Here is a 15,117-nt window from a genome sequence, read left to right as displayed (position 1 = left end):
AGCAAATTGGGCGACTATTTTAACAAAATAATAAAAGGATTGACTATGTTCTGGTTTAAAAATGTCATGATCTACCGTTTAACCAAGCCTTTAGATTGGTCAGACAAGGGGTTACAAGTTCAATTACAACAACAGCAATATTTTGCTTGTCAACAACATGATATGAGCAAATTTGGCTGGATAAGCCCGCTTAAAGGTAGCGAAATGCTGCATTTCTCCGCCAATCAGCAAATTTTACTGGTTGCCCATAAAGAAGAAAAAATCTTACCAGCCCAAGTCATCAAAAAAGCCCTTGATGAACGCATTGATGAACTTGAACAAAAGCAACAACGCAAATTAAACAAAACCGAGAAACAAAGCCTAAAAGATGATGTGATTGCCACCTTATTACCACGAGCCTTTAGCAAACACCAACAAACCGCCCTATGGATTGATAGTGCAAACCAACTAATTTATGTGGACGCCGCCTCAAGTAAACGAGCGGAAGATATTTTAGCCTTATTGCGCAAATCCTTAGGCTCATTGCCTGTTGTCCCCCTTGCTTTTGCTAATGAACCCAGCTTAGTGATGACCGATTGGATTAAACAACAACATCTACCACAATGGTTGCTCAGTTTAGATGAAGCGGAATTAAAAGGCGATGATGAACAAGCGGTTATTCGCTGTAAAAATCAACCCTTGGATAGCCAAGAAATCCTTACCGCATTAAGTGCCAACAAACGTATTACCAAATTAGCCTTAGATTGGGAAAATCATCTGAGTTTTCTCTTTAACGAAGATGGCAGTTTGAAACGCTTAAAATTTGCCGATGATATTTGTAGTAAAAATGACGATATTTTAAAAGAAGATTATGCTCAACGTTTTGATGCCGATTTTCTATTAATGACCAGCGAACTCGCCAATCTAACCCAACATTTACTTGATGAATTTGGTGGTGAAAAAACGAGAATATAATCTTTTCAATATGACAAGTGCGGTCAGTTTTGCAAAAAATTTTTAAAACTGACCGCACTTTTTTATATTTTACACCGAAAACGGATATTTAATTGCGGGGTGGTATTGGTAGCCTTCTACCTTGAAATCATCAAGGGTTACCCAAGTTTCAAGATCTTCTAGAGTTTTGATTTCTGGGTTGATGATTAATTTAGGTAATGGGTAAGGCTGGCGTGCTAATTGAACATCACGCATTAACGCCAGTTGATCTTCGTAAATATGGGCGTTGACGATTTTGTGATAAGCCATACCCGCTTTTTTACCTGTAATTTGTGCCATGAGGGCAAGGAGGGTAAAAACTTGTACTTGGTTAAAATTCAAACCTAAGGGGACATCCGCGGATCGTTGATAACTGGTTAAATAAAGGGTATCACCTAACAATGAAAAGGTATGCGTGTGCATACAAGGGCGTAGGCAGCCTAAATCAAATTCGCCGGGATTATAGAACGTGAGAATTTCGCCTCTATCATCAATGCCTTTGCGGAGGTTATCAACGATTTTACGCAGTTGATCCACAGTTTCGCCATTAGGTTTACGCCAACGCCGTCCCTGTACACCATATACTCGCCCCATATCATCTGTACCTTTGCGATGTGGGTTGTTGAGCCAAGCCTGATTTTCATTGGCATTAGCGTCCCAAGTTTTTGCCCCTAATTGACGAAAATCCGCAGCGTTATCATAGCCTCGTAGATAACCGAGTAATTCAGCAATGGCAGCTTTCCAATAGCTTTTACGGGTGGTAATGAGCGGAAAGTGGTTATTACCCACATCATAATTGAGATCAGCGTTAATTAAGGTTAAGCAACGTTTCCCAGTGCGTTGATTATCAATCCAAACGCCATGCTGGAGAATGTTGTTACATAAATCTAAATATTGTTGCATAAAATTCTCCTATTTTTGACCGCACTTGCTATGAGGTTGGCGGTATGCCCATAACATAATGATTGCACCGAGAATAATCATTGGGGTTGAGAGAATTTGTCCCATGGAGATATGTTGTCCAAAGTATAATCCCAGTTGTACATCTGGCTCTCGGAAAAATTCAACAATAAAGCGGAATACACCGTAGCCCAGTAGGAATAAACCTGAGACCGCGCCCATTGGGCGTGGTTTTTTGATGTAAATATTGAGGATAATAAATAGAACGAATCCTTCTAGGAAAGCCTCATAAAGTTGTGAGGGGTGGCGAGGTAAATAGCCACCAGAAGGGAATAATACTGCCCAAGGCACATCGGTTACTCTGCCCCATAATTCGTCATTAATAAAATTACCGATACGTCCCATTCCTAATCCAAAGGGGATTAATGGTGCGATAAAATCGGTGGTTTGCCAAAAATGACGATGTTGTAATTTTGAGCAAATAAGCATTGCAATAATTGCCCCTATTAGCCCGCCATGGAAAGACATACCGCCTTCCCAAATACGAAAGAGGTAAAGTGGATCGGCTAAAAAGAGTTTAAATTGATAAAAAAAGACATAACCTATTCTGCCGCCAAGAAAAAGCCCAAGAAAACCACTAAATAATAGATTATCAACTTGTTCTACTGTCCAGCCACTCTGAGGTTGCTTCGCACGGCGAACACCCAACCAGCGTGCAAAAATAAAGCCAAGCAAATACATTAAGCCATACCAGCGTAAACCAATAGGGCCAATTTCAAAAATAACAGGATCGATTTGTGGAAAGGTTAAAAATTGACTTGTCATAAATGTCCTTGTGAGATGCAATTATTTTATAAACATATTGATTGCAATGCAGATCAATAAAAGGGAAAAACCGCGTTTTAATGTGGCAACAGGGAGTTTAGCGACAGCTGTTGCGCCCAGTTTTGAGGTAAAAAATGAGGTTAATGTAATCCCTAATATGGCAGGTAGATACACATAACCGAGCGAATATTCTGGCATCGCTTCCACATTCCAACCACCGACAATAAAGCTCATTGTGCCTGCAATGCCCAAGAGCATACCACAAAAAGCTGATGAACCGATAGCTTGTTTCATTTCAATGCCTCGATGATGTAAAAAAGGCACAATAAAACCGCCCCCACCAATGCCTGCGGCACTTGAGGCTATGCCAATTAAAATTCCGCCGATGACGGTTGATAAGGGGGTTAAAGGCTTAAATTGTTGATGAGGTTTCATAGAAAATAGCATTTTAATGGCAAGATAAACTACTAAACAGGCAAATATTTTACTTGTCATTTCTTTAGGTAGGTTACCGATAAAAAGCCCTGTGATAAACGTTGATAACATAATCATTGGTGCAAGAATTTTAACCGCTGACCAGTTGATATTACCATGTTTATGATGACGTTGTGCCGAGGCAAAGCCTGTAATAACGATAGTTCCAAAGGAAGTGCCTAGTGCCGTTGACATAAGTAAGGCATCAGGCACACCGATTTGGGGTAACAGATAAACCAAAATCGGGACAATAATTAATCCACCACCGATACCAAATAAGCCTGCTAAAAAACCAACAACGGCCCCAATCATTAAACAAATAATCAAAAAGATCAGCATATTAACCTCGAGGTTTTGTATAAAATTTTTTACGTTTATGCGGATAGGAATGAGGAGGCTTTTTCCCTTTATTGTCTAAATGCTGATCCTGCGGAGAAGACGGAATATGATTTAATACCATCGCAAATTCTTTTAATGCTTTACGATAAACATCTCGTTTAAAAGCAACCACTTGCCGTACGGGATACCAAAAACTCACCCAACGCCACCCGTCAAATTCTGGGGATTTATTGCTTTTCAAATTAATATTTTGTTCATCTGAAATAAGCTGTAATAAAAACCAACGCTGTTTTTGACCAATGCACATAGGCTTAGAATCATGACGTAATAAACGTTTAGGGAGCTTATAACGTAGCCAATATTTTGAGATATAAAGGATACGCACATCTTTACGAGTTAACCCCACTTCCTCAAAGAGTTCACGATACATGGCTTGTTCAGGTGTTTCATTATCCTGAATCCCCCCTTGTGGAAATTGCCAAGAATTTTGTCCGTATCTTTTCGCCCAAAGCACCTGCCCTTTGCGATTACAAATGACAATGCCTACATTCGGACGATAGCCATCGCCATCGATCACTATCTTCACCTTAACTCATTATTTTCTAAACTTAATTGGTGCAAATTGTTTCATAATATGCAAAATTTAACAACTTTAATTTATGCTTCTATTTGCGATTTTCATCGCTCATCGTTAGAATACGCCTTATGACTAAAATTATCGGATCAAAACTATGTTGCTTGCTTTCGTATCCATTTTTGCTTACCTCATTAGCTTATTGCTGATTACACCAATGTTGTTAAAGGTACAAGCAGGGGAACACGCCACCAAACCTAATAAAACATTGTTTTTTCTGACCGCCCTTTTTGCCATTGTTTTTCATCTTATTAGCCTTAATACAGTATTGATTAACTTGATTGACGGGCGAAATTTTACCCTAATGGAAATCGGCTCCTTAGTGAGCGTGATTGTGGCAATCCTCGCTACCTTGGCGATGCTCTTCAAAGTAAATACCCTTTGGTTTTTATTACCCATCGTCTATTGCTTTGCCATTATCAATATTATTGTTGCCACTTTCTTGCCGGGGCATATTGTACAACATCTTGCACAAAACCTCGGCTTACTGATTCACATTGGTTTAGCCCTATTTGCCTATGCCGTTTGTTTTATGGCAATGCTATACGCCTTACAACTTACTTGGATAGACTATAACCTCAAACACAATAGAATGGCATTTTCCCCTATAATCCCACCATTGATGACGGTGGAACGGCATTTTTTCCGCCTAATGTTAAGCGGCGAAATTCTCTTAACTCTCACCTTAATTTCAGGGGCAATCTACTTAGCAGACTTTTTTGCAGAAAAAAATATTCAAAAAGCCATTTTTTCCCTTATTGCTTGGCTTGTTTTTGGAATTTTACTCATCGGACACAAAACCCTATATTGGCGAGGAAAGAGGGTGCTAATTTATACAATTTCAGGTATGATATTACTGACTATCGCCTATTTTGGCAGTCGAGCAATGTTTATGCTTTAAATCAAACAAAAGTGAAAACAGCTAAACAAGGTAAGTGCGGTAAAAAATTTATGTATTTTCTACCGCACTTTATGATTAATTAACCAAAGGAAGTTCAATTTGGACACTGTATCCCTTAGTACATTATTTATTATTTTAATTATTCTACTTATTTTATCCGCTTATTTCTCAAGTTCAGAAACCGCCCTACTTTCACTTAACCGCTACCGTATGCGTTTTATGGCAGAAAAAGGACATCGTGGCGCCAAAAAAGCGGAACAATTACTCAAAAACACCGACAAATTATTAAGTTTAGTCTTAATTTGTAACAACCTTGTCAACATTCTTGCTTCGGCACTCGCTACCATTATTGGTATGCGTATGTATGGCGATATGGGGGTTGCCATTGCAACAGGGGTACTTACCTTTGTCATGCTCGTTTTCTCCGAAATTTTTCCTAAAACTGTCGCCTCAATTTATCCCGAACGCGTGGCATTTACCAGCAGCCATTTATTGGCAATCTTTATGAAACTTTGCACCCCAATCGTGTTTTTTATGAACCTCTTTATTAATGGTTTAATGAAAATCACAGGGTTAAAATCAGAAGTTAAAGCACATTCACTCAGTCCCGAAGAACTACGCTCTATCGTGAATGAATCAGGTAAATTTATTCCCTCCTCGCACCAAGAAATGCTACTTTCCATTTTAGATCTTGAACGTACCACCGTGGACGATATTATGGTACCACGTAATGATATTGGTGCGATCAACATTGATGATGACTGGAAAGCCATTATGCGTCAATTAAACCACGCTCCTCATAGCCGAGTGGTACTTTATAAAGAAAGCCTAGATAAAAATATCCTCGGTATGCTCAGGGTAAGAGAGGCTTATCGCTTAATGTTTGATAAGAACGAATTTACCAAAGAAATGCTTATTCGTGCCGCAGACGAAGTTTATTTTATCCCCGAAAGCACAGGTTTAACCGCTCAGTTACTCAATTTCCGTAACAATAAAGAGCGAATCGGCTTAGTGGTTGATGAATATGGCGATATTAAAGGATTAGTTACACTAGAAGATATTTTAGAAGAAATTGTAGGCGAATTTACCACCTCAACAACCCCATCAATAGAACAAGAAGTTATGCCACAGTCTGATGGCTCAGTATTAATTGATGGCTCTGCCAATATTCGAGATATTAATAAATTATTCGATTGGAACCTTACTACCGATGGACCAAGAACCTTTAATGGTTTAATTTTGGAACACTTAGAAGAAATTCCTCTAGAAGGAACGGTTTGTGAAATCGATGATCTAATAATCACAATATTAGAAGTCAGCGATAATATGATCAAACTTGCCAAAGTCACCAAGAAAAAACAGTTATTACCGCATAACCATAATAATGAACATTATTTAGGGAATAGTTAGTGTTCTTTTTTCCCCCTTTCTGAATAAAAAGCTCTATTTTATAAAATAGAGCTTTCATATACTATAGCTTTTTCAATTTAAAGGTGCAATGGACAAAATCCCACATTTTTATCTATTGCTCCAAATTAGAGCTTAATTGAAATATTGGTAATTCGAATTAGATAAAATCAATAAAGAAATCTGATATTAATTAGAATTTTGGTGGAGATAATCGGGATCGAACCGACGACCTCTTGAATGCCATTCAAGCGCTCTCCCAACTGAGCTATATCCCCAAGAGATTTGATGTTTGGTAAGTGGCGACAATAATAAAGTTCGCCACTTAATCTGTCAATATGCGATAAGTTTAATTGCTTAAAATTAATCCATTATGCTTGTTTTTTGATAAATTCAATAGCCTTTTCAATACGAGTTAATACACGCTGTTTACCAATCGCCACTAATGTTACGTCCATAGATGGCGACTGTCCTGTGCCTGTTACGGCAACACGTAAAGGCATACCTACTTTACCCATTCCCACTCCTAACTCTTCAGCGGTTTGTTCGATGGCTTGATGAGTTGTCGTGATATTCCATTGGTCAAGGTCAAGTGCGGTCAATTTTTCCAATATTTTTTGTAATGGTTCAAGTGTAGCTGCCTTGAGATGTTTTTGTGCGGCTTTTTCCTCAAATTCTTCAAATTCCTCAAAGAAATAACGGCTAGTTAATGCCATTTCTCTGAGGGTTTTACAACGTTCGCCAAGCATAGAAACAATCTCTGTTAATGCTGGGCCATTATGGGTATCAATGCCGAGTTGTTGGTAATGCCAAGCTAAATGCTTTGCCACATATTCGGCAGGTAAGCTACGGATATAATGTTGGTTTAGCCATAATAATTTATCCGTATTAAAGGCACTGGCGGATTTGCTTACGGAATGTAAATCAAACAGATCGATCATCTCTTGGCGAGAAAAAATTTCTTGATCGCCATGCCCCCAGCCTAAACGCACTAAATAATTCACGAGAGCTTCGGGCAAATATCCTTCATCACGATACTGCATGACACTCACTGCTCCATGACGTTTAGATAATTTTTGTCCATCATCACCATTGATCATTGAAACATGTGCATAAACGGGAATTGGGGCGTTTAATGCTTTTAAAATATTAATTTGGCGAGGGGTGTTATTAATATGATCTTCGCCACGTACTACATGGGTAATGCCCATATCCCAGTCATCAACCACAACACAAAAATTGTAGGTTGGCGAACCATCGGTACGGCGAATAATTAAATCATCAAGCTCCTGATTGCTAATTTCAATTCGTCCACGCACCGCATCATCAAAAATCACTGATCCTTCCGTTGGATTTTTAAAACGAACGACATGAGGTTCATCGGGAGAATGCTGATGGTCATGTAAACAATGGCGGTCGTAACGGGGTTTTTGCTTATTTTGTTCTTGTTGATGACGTAATTCATCTAAGCGCTCTTTACTACAATAACAACGATAAGCAAGCCCTTGTTCCAACATTTGATCAATGACTTGATTATAACGATCAAAGCGTTTTGTTTGATAATAAGGTCCATGCTCCCAACCCAATTCTAACCATTCCATCGCTTCTAAAATAGCTTGTGTTGCTTCAGGGGTTGAGCGTTCTAAATCCGTATCTTCAATACGTAAAACAAATTCGCCTTGATGATGTTTTGCATATAACCAAGAATAAAGTGCAGTTCTCGCCCCACCGACATGTAAATAACCCGTTGGGCTAGGCGCAAAACGGGTACGCACTTTAACATTAGGATCTAATTTAAATAAGGGTTCTATATTCATTTCATTAACCTTATACTAAAAAATAAAAAAGTGAATACATTCTACTATGACTTCATTTAAAAGCCACGCCAAATTCATCGACAATGTTTATTTTTAATGCAATCAAACAAAAATCATAAAAATTTGATTGACTGAAATTCTATTGTCTTTATAATGCGTCCACATCAACGGGGGCGATTAGCTCAGTTGGGAGAGCACCTCCCTTACAAGGAGGGGGGCACTGGTTCGAGACCGGTATCGCCCACCACTTTTAGTGTTCTTGTTGATTATTTTAAACCAATGTGGGCGATTAGCTCAGTTGGGAGAGCACCTCCCTTACAAGGAGGGGGTCACTGGTTCGAGACCGGTATCGCCCACCACTTAAGTTTAAAATATTCCCATTATCTTAATAGATAATCTTAAAATTTAGTCAATGATTAAACTAAATTCTAAGGGCGATTAGCTCAGTTGGGAGAGCACCTCCCTTACAAGGAGGGGGTCACTGGTTCGAGACCGGTATCGCCCACCACTCACTTCTCTGCTTTATCTTTTAATGTTCACCCATTAGTGATAGAATCTGCCCGTTTTTTAGAGCTTATCTAGATTAAAATGAATTAATTAAAAGGTTAATACTCTTATTATGAATAAAAACACGCTTATTGTCGGCTTTATGCTATTTGCAATGTTTTTTGGTGCTGGCAATCTTATTTTTCCCCCACGCCTTGGTTTAGAAAGCCAACAATATTATTTATCAACCATTCTTGGTTTTATTGCGACAGGCGTCGGATTACCTTTATTGGGCATTATTGTGGGATCATTTTACCAAGGTGGGTATCAAAAAGCCCTAGATAAAATAAATCCTTATTTTTCTATTATTTTTCTTTCTGCTATTTATCTCAGTGTCGGCCCTTTTTTTGCTATTCCTCGCACTGGTGCCACCGCTTATGAGCTCGCTGTACAACCTTTTTTTAGCCAACATTCCATTGGAATACAGTTATTTTTCAGTGCATTATACTTTTTACTTTCCCTTTGGTTAGCGCTAAATCCCTCAAAAATGGTTGAACGTATCGGTGCCATATTGACACCTTTACTACTTATTGCCATTTTTATTTTAGTCGTCAGTGCATTATTTCAACCAAATAGTGAAATGACACCTATTCAAAGTTCGACACAAACCTCCTTTTTCAAAGGCTTTGTTGAAGGCTACCTAACCATGGACGCTCTCGCCTCAATCGCTTATTCAATGATTGTTATTTTAGCGATCCAAGCAAAAGGCGTAACCAAACAAGCACTTACGAAACAAACCATTGTTTCCGCATTAATCGCAGGTTTAGCTCTTGCTCTCATTTATTTATCATTAGCTTGGATTGGTAATAAAATTTACATTGATCCAACCGAATTACATCTACTAAAAGAAAAAAATCAAGATATTGGTACTTACATCCTCAATAGCGTTACCAATCGTGCCTTTGGCGATTTCGGACGTATTATGCTTGGGATTATTGTTTCTCTTGCTTGTTTAACTACTGCGATTGGATTAATTGTTTCTGTAAGTGAATATTTTCATAGTATTTACCGAAAAATATCTTATAAAACCTACGCAATGATTTTCACACTTATTAGTTTTATCATTGCAAATCAAGGCTTGAACTTTGTGATTAGCAAATCAGTCCCTGTTTTATCAATACTTTATCCTATTGCCATTACGATAATTTTTCTCTTATTGCTTAATTTATTTATCCCTGTTCCTATTCTGGCACAACGAATTGCGATTGGATTAGTATGTGTTATTGCTATTCTATCCATTCTAGATCTTCCGCTATTTCGTCATTTACCCTTAAAATCCTATTCAATGGAATGGCTTTTATTCGGTATTCTTGGCTTAGTTTTAGGCTGGGGAATAACATTGATGCAAAAGAAAAAATAAATAAAGTGCGGTAAAAAATAAGATAATTTTTACCGCACTTTTTTATGTATTATTATCTAGTTAAATACAATAATCCTCAAATTCTGCCATTTGAGTTTGCATTAAAAATTGTTTGGTGCGTTCTTGTTGAGGATTACAAAAGAAATCTTTGGCATTATTGGTTTCCACCACCACGCCTGCGTCCATAAATAGGATTTTATCTGCCACATCTTTGGCGAACTTCATTTCGTGGGTAACGATAATCATTGTCCAGCCTTCTGAAGCAAGCATTTTCAATACTTGCAATACTTCGCCTACCCATTCAGGATCGAGGGCAGAGGTGGGTTCATCTAATAAAATTAAATCGGGTTGTACAGCTAACGCTCGTGCAATACCGACACGTTGTTGTTGTCCGCCTGATAATTGGCTAGGGTAAAGGCTGGCTTTATCCTGTAAGCCTACTTTGGCTAATAGAGCGAGAGCTTGTTGCTTGGCTTGTTCTTTCGGTTTCTTTTGTACAACAACCATTCCTTCCATCACATTTTCCAATGCGGTACGGTGCGGAAAGAGGTTATATTGTTGAAAAACCATTGATGAACGTCGGCGTAATTGTAAGATTTTGTTTTTGCTAATTTTTTCTGCAAAGTTTAATGATAATGAGCCATCGGTAAAGGTGATTTCGCCTTGATCGGGCTGTTCTAAATAATTTAAGCAACGTAAAAAGGTGGTTTTGCCTGAGCCTGATGGACCGAGAATGGCAACAACTTCACCTTTATGAATATGAAGATTAATCCCTTTGAGCACAGGATTGCCATTAAACTGTTTGTGAATATTTTTTATTTCTAACATAGTTACTCATTAAAGATGACGAGAAAGTCGAATTTCTAGCCGTTCTTGTAAAATGGAGAGAGCGAAACAAACCAGCCAATAAATTAACGCCGCTTCACTATAAATTAGGATAAATTCATAACTGCTGGCGGTAATATTTTGTGCCACGCGAAAAAGCTCAGTAACCAAGACTAACGACGCAAGGGAGGTATCTTTGACTGTACTAATAAAGGTATTGGATAATGGTGGCACAGAAATTCGCATAGCTTGCGGCATAATGGTTCGCACAAAGGCTTGGCGATAATTCATTCCAATGGCATAAGAGGCTTCCCATTGCCCTTTGGGTATCGCTAAAATTGAGGCTCGCACAATTTCTGCCGCATAGGCACCAATGTTCAATGAAAAGGCAATAACGGCGGTTGGAAAAGGATCAAGCACAATATTTAAACTAGGTAAGCCATAAAAAATAATAAAAATTTGCACTAATAACGGCGTGCCTCGAATAATGGAGATATAGCAACGGCAAAGTGCGGTCAATATTTTATGTATTTTAGATTTTGCTGGCGTGGTGCGAATTAAGGCAACAAGGGTTGCAATGATTAAGCCCCCAACAAAAGAAAGTATGGCAAGGGGAATGGTATTTGCGATGGTGGCCTGTAACATTGGCAAAAACGAGCTGATCGCCAGATCGGCTCGTTCTGAATTCATAAAAGGTAATTGGGCAAGAAAATTATTCAGTAATGTCATCGCCGAACCACTTAATCGAGAGGGCTTTTAATGTGCCGTCTTCACGCATTTGTGCTAGCACTTGGCTAAATTGTTCAGCGACATCTTCATTGCCTTTTAGGAAAGTAAAGGCTGAACCAATGGTATCTTCATTTTTTACTGCGATTTTTAAGCCTGAATTTGGGTGTTTACTAAAATAATCTAACACCGCAATTTGTTCATTTACAGTGGCATCAACACGCCCTTGTTTTACTAATTCTAAGTTTTGTGCCAAGCTATCTACGGTCACTAAGTTTGCCCCATATTTTTTCGCCAATTCTGTATAATTGCTGGTGGCTGATTGGGCTGATCTTAGCCCTTTTAAATCCGCAAATGATTGAATTTTGTCATTGTTTGCTCGTGTTACAATGACCGCACGAGACACATTATAAGGTGCAGAGAACACATATTTTTTCTCACGCTCTGGATTTGGGCTCACTTGGTTCGCAATTACATCAAAACGTTTTGCATTTAAACCTGCAAACATACCGTCCCACTGGGTTTCTTTATATTCAACGGTTAAACCTAAACGTTTAGCCACTTCATTCATCACATCAATATCATAACCAGTGAGTTTACCCTCTTTATGAAAGGTAAAAGGTGCATAAGTGCCTTCTGTTCCCACACGAATTGTTTTGGTTTTTTCTAATTGTTCAGCGAGTGCAGAAGCATTCGCACTTTGTACCCCAAAAGCGAAAGCTAAACTGGCTAATAAAGTTTTGGCAAGTAATTTCATTTTTTCTCCTTTATAACGAAAATAATTTGAGAGTGAGGGGCATTATAAAAGAGAATATTCTTTTAAGACAAGAACAATACCTTATTTGTTATAAAAATTTGTTATATTATTATTAAATCTTCACCAACATATTATTTTTATTAGACTTTATCCGCTATTTTGTTTAGACTTTGTAACCAAATCTATCCCTTATCTGCAATAAATGGAGAATGTTATGTCAGATCAAGATCCTTGGGGAAAGCCGGGGCAAAAAAATGGGCAACAGCCTGAACAAAATAACAATAGCGACAACAATTGGCAAAACCAAAATCGTTCTCGCAATGAGCAAAACCCACCTGATTTAGAAGAAATTTTTGGCAATTTACTGAAAAAATTGGGGGGAAATAAAAAAAATTCCTCTCATAACAACGGTGGCAATATAAAATTTACTAAACTCTTGCCTGTTATGGTGGTTATTGGTGTTGTGGTGTGGGGATTAAGTGGACTTTATACCATTAAAGAAGCGGAACGTGGTGTTGTTACCCGTTTTGGTAAACTCCATAATATCGTTCAACCCGGTTTAAATTGGAAACCGACTTTTATTGATAAGGTACAAGCGGTCAATGTTGAACGTGTTAATGAATTAAGAACTCAAGGTTCTATGCTTACCCAAGATGAAAATATGGTCAAAGTAGAAATGACCGTACAATATCGTGTCCAAGATCCCGCTAAATATCTCTTTAGTGTCACAAAACCAGATGATAGCTTAAATCAAGCTACGGATAGTGCATTGCGTTATGTGATTGGACATATGCCGATGGACGATATTTTAACCACAGGGCGTTCAGTGGTAAGAGAAAATACTTGGCGTTCATTAGAAGATATTATTAAACCTTATGATATGGGATTAAGCATTATTGATGTGAACTTCCAATCAGCTCGTCCACCAGAAGAAGTCAAAGCGGCTTTTGATGATGCGATTAAAGCACAAGAAGATGAGCAGCGTTACATCCGAGAAGCTGAGGCTTATGCCAGAGAGCGTGAACCTATTGCTCGTGGTGAAGCACAACGTATGATTGAGCAAGCAACCGCTTATAAAGACCAAGTGGTGTTAGATGCACAAGGGGAAGTTGAACGTTTTACTCGCTTATTACCAGAATTTCGCTTAGCACCTGAGGTAATGCGTGAACGTTTATATATTCAAACCTTAGAAAAAGTGATGGCAAACACACCAAAAGTGATGTTAGACAGCAATAATGGCAATAATTTAACGGTATTACCATTAGAGCAAATTTTACAGGGTAAAAAAGGGAAAAATGATGAACCATCAAGCCCTGAAAATACTGAGCAAACAAAAAATCAGCCTCAGTCAAGAGCAACATTAAATCAATCTGAGGTATCCCAAACCTCTTCGTCATCAAACATCGAACAACGTAACACTACACGACAAGGGAGATTTAACTAATGCGTAAATTTCTAACGCCAATTATTCTCATTATTCTTGCCCTTTTATATTCCAGTATCGTGATTGTCCAAGAGGGATCACGAGGCATTATGTTACGTTTTGGTAAAGTGCATCGTGATGCGGATAATAAAGTCGTGGTTTATGAGCCGGGCTTACATTTTAAAACCCCTTTTATTGATAGCATAAAAATTCTTGATGCACGTATTCAAACTTTAGACGGACAACCTGATCGTTTTGTTACCGTAGAGAAAAAAGATCTTTGGGTAGATTCTTATGTAAAATGGCGAATTAGTGATTTTGGACGCTTTTATACCACCACAGGGGGTGGTGATTACTCACAAGCTGCGAATTTATTACGCCGTAAAGTTAACGATCGTTTACGTTCTGAGATAGGTTCAAGAACCATTAAAGATATTGTTTCTGGCACACGTGGTGAGTTAATGGCAGGCGCAAGACGGGCTTTGAATACTGGTGCGGATAGTACATCAGAATTAGGGATTGAAGTCATTGATGTGCGTGTTAAACAAATCAATCTACCTGACGAAGTGTCTTCTTCTATTTATCAACGGATGCGCGCAGAACGTGATGCAGTGGCAAGAGAACATCGTTCACAAGGTAAAGAAAAAGCCGCCTTTATTCAGGCTGACGTAGATCGTAAAGTCACATTAATTCTTGCTAATGCAAATAGAACGGCACAAGAATTACGAGGTACTGGCGATGCCGCTGCCGCTAAAATTTATGCAGATGCTTTTAGCCAAGAACCAGAGTTTTATCGCTTTATTCGTAGTTTACAAGCCTATGAGAAAAGTTTTAAAGCTGATGATAATAACATTATGATTTTAAAACCTGATAGCGATTTCTTCCGCTTTATGCAAGCGCCGAAGAAGTAATCTAAGATAGATAACCGCACTAAAAAGTGCGGTTATTTTTTGAAAAATATATAGTAAAAACCATTAAAAATCGCCACATAATCACTAAAATAAAAAATGTACTTTTCTCTATTTTATCTGTCATCTGTATAATTTAGTATTTTTAGGTTTATGCAATTATTGGGTGTAATGGACAAAAATGTGGGATTTTGTCCATTATACCCCTTTTTATAGTTAAATAAGACAAGGCGATACTCGAATACAGTACAAATCAACGCTGTATTACTTTAAACTAAAACGATTATATAAAAAAATCTGCAA

14 protein-coding genes and 4 tRNA genes are annotated in these 15,117 nt (G+C 38.2%); 9 read left to right on the top strand and 9 right to left on the bottom strand.

Translation table 11 applies throughout. The features are described 5' to 3' along the window. Positions 1-45 precede the first annotated feature (45 nt). Positions 46-954, top strand: a complete 909-nt coding sequence (gene rdgC / locus EV694_RS03870; protein WP_132689544.1) for a recombination-associated protein RdgC — start codon at positions 46-48, stop codon at positions 952-954. Between the two features lie 69 nt (positions 955-1,023). Here the strand turns inward: rdgC and EV694_RS03865 are convergent, their stop codons facing one another. Genes EV694_RS03865 through rppH form a run of 4 tightly spaced genes read right to left on the bottom strand, consistent with a single transcriptional unit; the run spans position 1,024 to position 4,087 of the window. After that, the gene (locus EV694_RS03865; RefSeq protein ID WP_132689542.1) at positions 1,024-1,875 is read right to left on the bottom strand and encodes a thymidylate synthase; all 852 of its coding nucleotides are present in this window, start codon (positions 1,873-1,875) and stop codon (positions 1,024-1,026) included. A gap of 9 nt (positions 1,876-1,884) precedes the next feature. Continuing rightward, on the bottom strand, positions 1,885-2,697 hold the full coding sequence (gene lgt, locus EV694_RS03860; RefSeq protein WP_132689539.1) for a prolipoprotein diacylglyceryl transferase: 813 nt from the start codon (positions 2,695-2,697) through the stop codon (positions 1,885-1,887). Positions 2,698-2,718: 21 nt separating this feature from the next. Further along, complete coding sequence (locus tag EV694_RS03855; protein ID WP_132689537.1) at positions 2,719-3,510, bottom strand: sulfite exporter TauE/SafE family protein; 792 nt, start codon at positions 3,508-3,510, stop codon at positions 2,719-2,721. 1 nt (position 3,511) lies between these two features. Then, positions 3,512-4,087, bottom strand: coding sequence for an RNA pyrophosphohydrolase (gene rppH, locus EV694_RS03850; protein WP_132690822.1), 576 nt, complete (start codon positions 4,085-4,087; stop codon positions 3,512-3,514). Positions 4,088-4,241: 154 nt separating this feature from the next. Here rppH and EV694_RS03845 point away from each other — a divergent pair, with 154 nt between their 5' ends. Both EV694_RS03845 and EV694_RS03840 read left to right on the top strand, forming a co-directional pair. Beyond that, entirely contained in the window at positions 4,242-5,045 is an 804-nt protein-coding gene (locus EV694_RS03845) for a cytochrome C assembly family protein (RefSeq protein ID WP_132689534.1), read from the top strand. Positions 5,046-5,144: 99 nt separating this feature from the next. After that, positions 5,145-6,455: an HlyC/CorC family transporter gene (locus tag EV694_RS03840; RefSeq protein ID WP_132689532.1), complete on the top strand. Its 1,311-nt coding sequence runs from the start codon at positions 5,145-5,147 to the stop codon at positions 6,453-6,455. 199 nt (positions 6,456-6,654) lie between these two features. Here the strand turns inward: EV694_RS03840 and EV694_RS03835 are convergent. Both EV694_RS03835 and gltX read right to left on the bottom strand, forming a co-directional pair. Beyond that, positions 6,655-6,730: transfer RNA gene (locus EV694_RS03835), tRNA-Ala, on the bottom strand. Positions 6,731-6,823: 93 nt separating this feature from the next. Then, on the bottom strand, positions 6,824-8,269 hold the full coding sequence (gene gltX / locus EV694_RS03830) for a glutamate--tRNA ligase (RefSeq protein ID WP_132689530.1): 1,446 nt from the start codon (positions 8,267-8,269) through the stop codon (positions 6,824-6,826). 171 nt (positions 8,270-8,440) lie between these two features. On the opposite strand from gltX, the gene EV694_RS03825 reads away from it, so the two are divergent. From EV694_RS03825 to brnQ, 4 genes are all read left to right on the top strand, one after another. Beyond that, a tRNA-Val gene (locus EV694_RS03825) sits at positions 8,441-8,516 on the top strand. A 36-nt stretch (positions 8,517-8,552) separates the two neighbouring features. Beyond that, positions 8,553-8,628: transfer RNA gene (locus tag EV694_RS03820), tRNA-Val, on the top strand. Between the two features lie 73 nt (positions 8,629-8,701). After that, positions 8,702-8,777: transfer RNA gene (locus EV694_RS03815), tRNA-Val, on the top strand. 111 nt (positions 8,778-8,888) lie between these two features. Next, on the top strand, positions 8,889-10,175 hold the full coding sequence (gene brnQ / locus EV694_RS03810) for a branched-chain amino acid transport system II carrier protein (protein ID WP_132689528.1): 1,287 nt from the start codon (positions 8,889-8,891) through the stop codon (positions 10,173-10,175). 60 nt (positions 10,176-10,235) lie between these two features. On the opposite strand, the gene EV694_RS03805 is transcribed toward brnQ, so the two are convergent. From EV694_RS03805 to EV694_RS03795, 3 genes are read right to left on the bottom strand one after another with little or no spacing between them, the layout of a single operon-like run. Beyond that, positions 10,236-11,003, bottom strand: coding sequence for an amino acid ABC transporter ATP-binding protein (locus EV694_RS03805; protein ID WP_132689525.1), 768 nt, complete (start codon positions 11,001-11,003; stop codon positions 10,236-10,238). Between the two features lie 9 nt (positions 11,004-11,012). Then, complete coding sequence (locus tag EV694_RS03800) at positions 11,013-11,729, bottom strand: amino acid ABC transporter permease (RefSeq protein ID WP_132689522.1); 717 nt, start codon at positions 11,727-11,729, stop codon at positions 11,013-11,015. After that, positions 11,713-12,483, bottom strand: a complete 771-nt coding sequence (locus tag EV694_RS03795; protein ID WP_132689520.1) for an amino acid ABC transporter substrate-binding protein — start codon at positions 12,481-12,483, stop codon at positions 11,713-11,715. The genes EV694_RS03800 and EV694_RS03795 overlap by 17 nt, the downstream gene beginning before the upstream one ends. A 202-nt stretch (positions 12,484-12,685) precedes the next feature. On the opposite strand from EV694_RS03795, the gene hflK reads away from it, so the two are divergent. Together hflK and hflC are read left to right on the top strand one after the other, a co-directional pair. Continuing rightward, positions 12,686-13,927 (top strand): FtsH protease activity modulator HflK, encoded by a 1,242-nt coding sequence (gene hflK, locus EV694_RS03790; protein ID WP_132689517.1) that lies wholly within the window; start codon positions 12,686-12,688, stop codon positions 13,925-13,927. After that, the gene (gene hflC / locus EV694_RS03785; RefSeq protein ID WP_132689515.1) at positions 13,927-14,817 is read left to right on the top strand and encodes a protease modulator HflC; all 891 of its coding nucleotides are present in this window, start codon (positions 13,927-13,929) and stop codon (positions 14,815-14,817) included. Before hflK ends, hflC begins: the two co-directional genes overlap by 1 nt. The last annotated feature ends 300 nt before the right edge of the window (positions 14,818-15,117 follow it).

This window comes from Volucribacter psittacicida, assembly GCF_004339025.1.
GTDB classification, from domain to species: Bacteria; Pseudomonadota; Gammaproteobacteria; order Enterobacterales; family Pasteurellaceae; genus Volucribacter; species Volucribacter psittacicida.
Note: the sequence above shows the minus strand (reverse complement) of the source record. Positions and strands in the feature narration are given on the sequence as shown.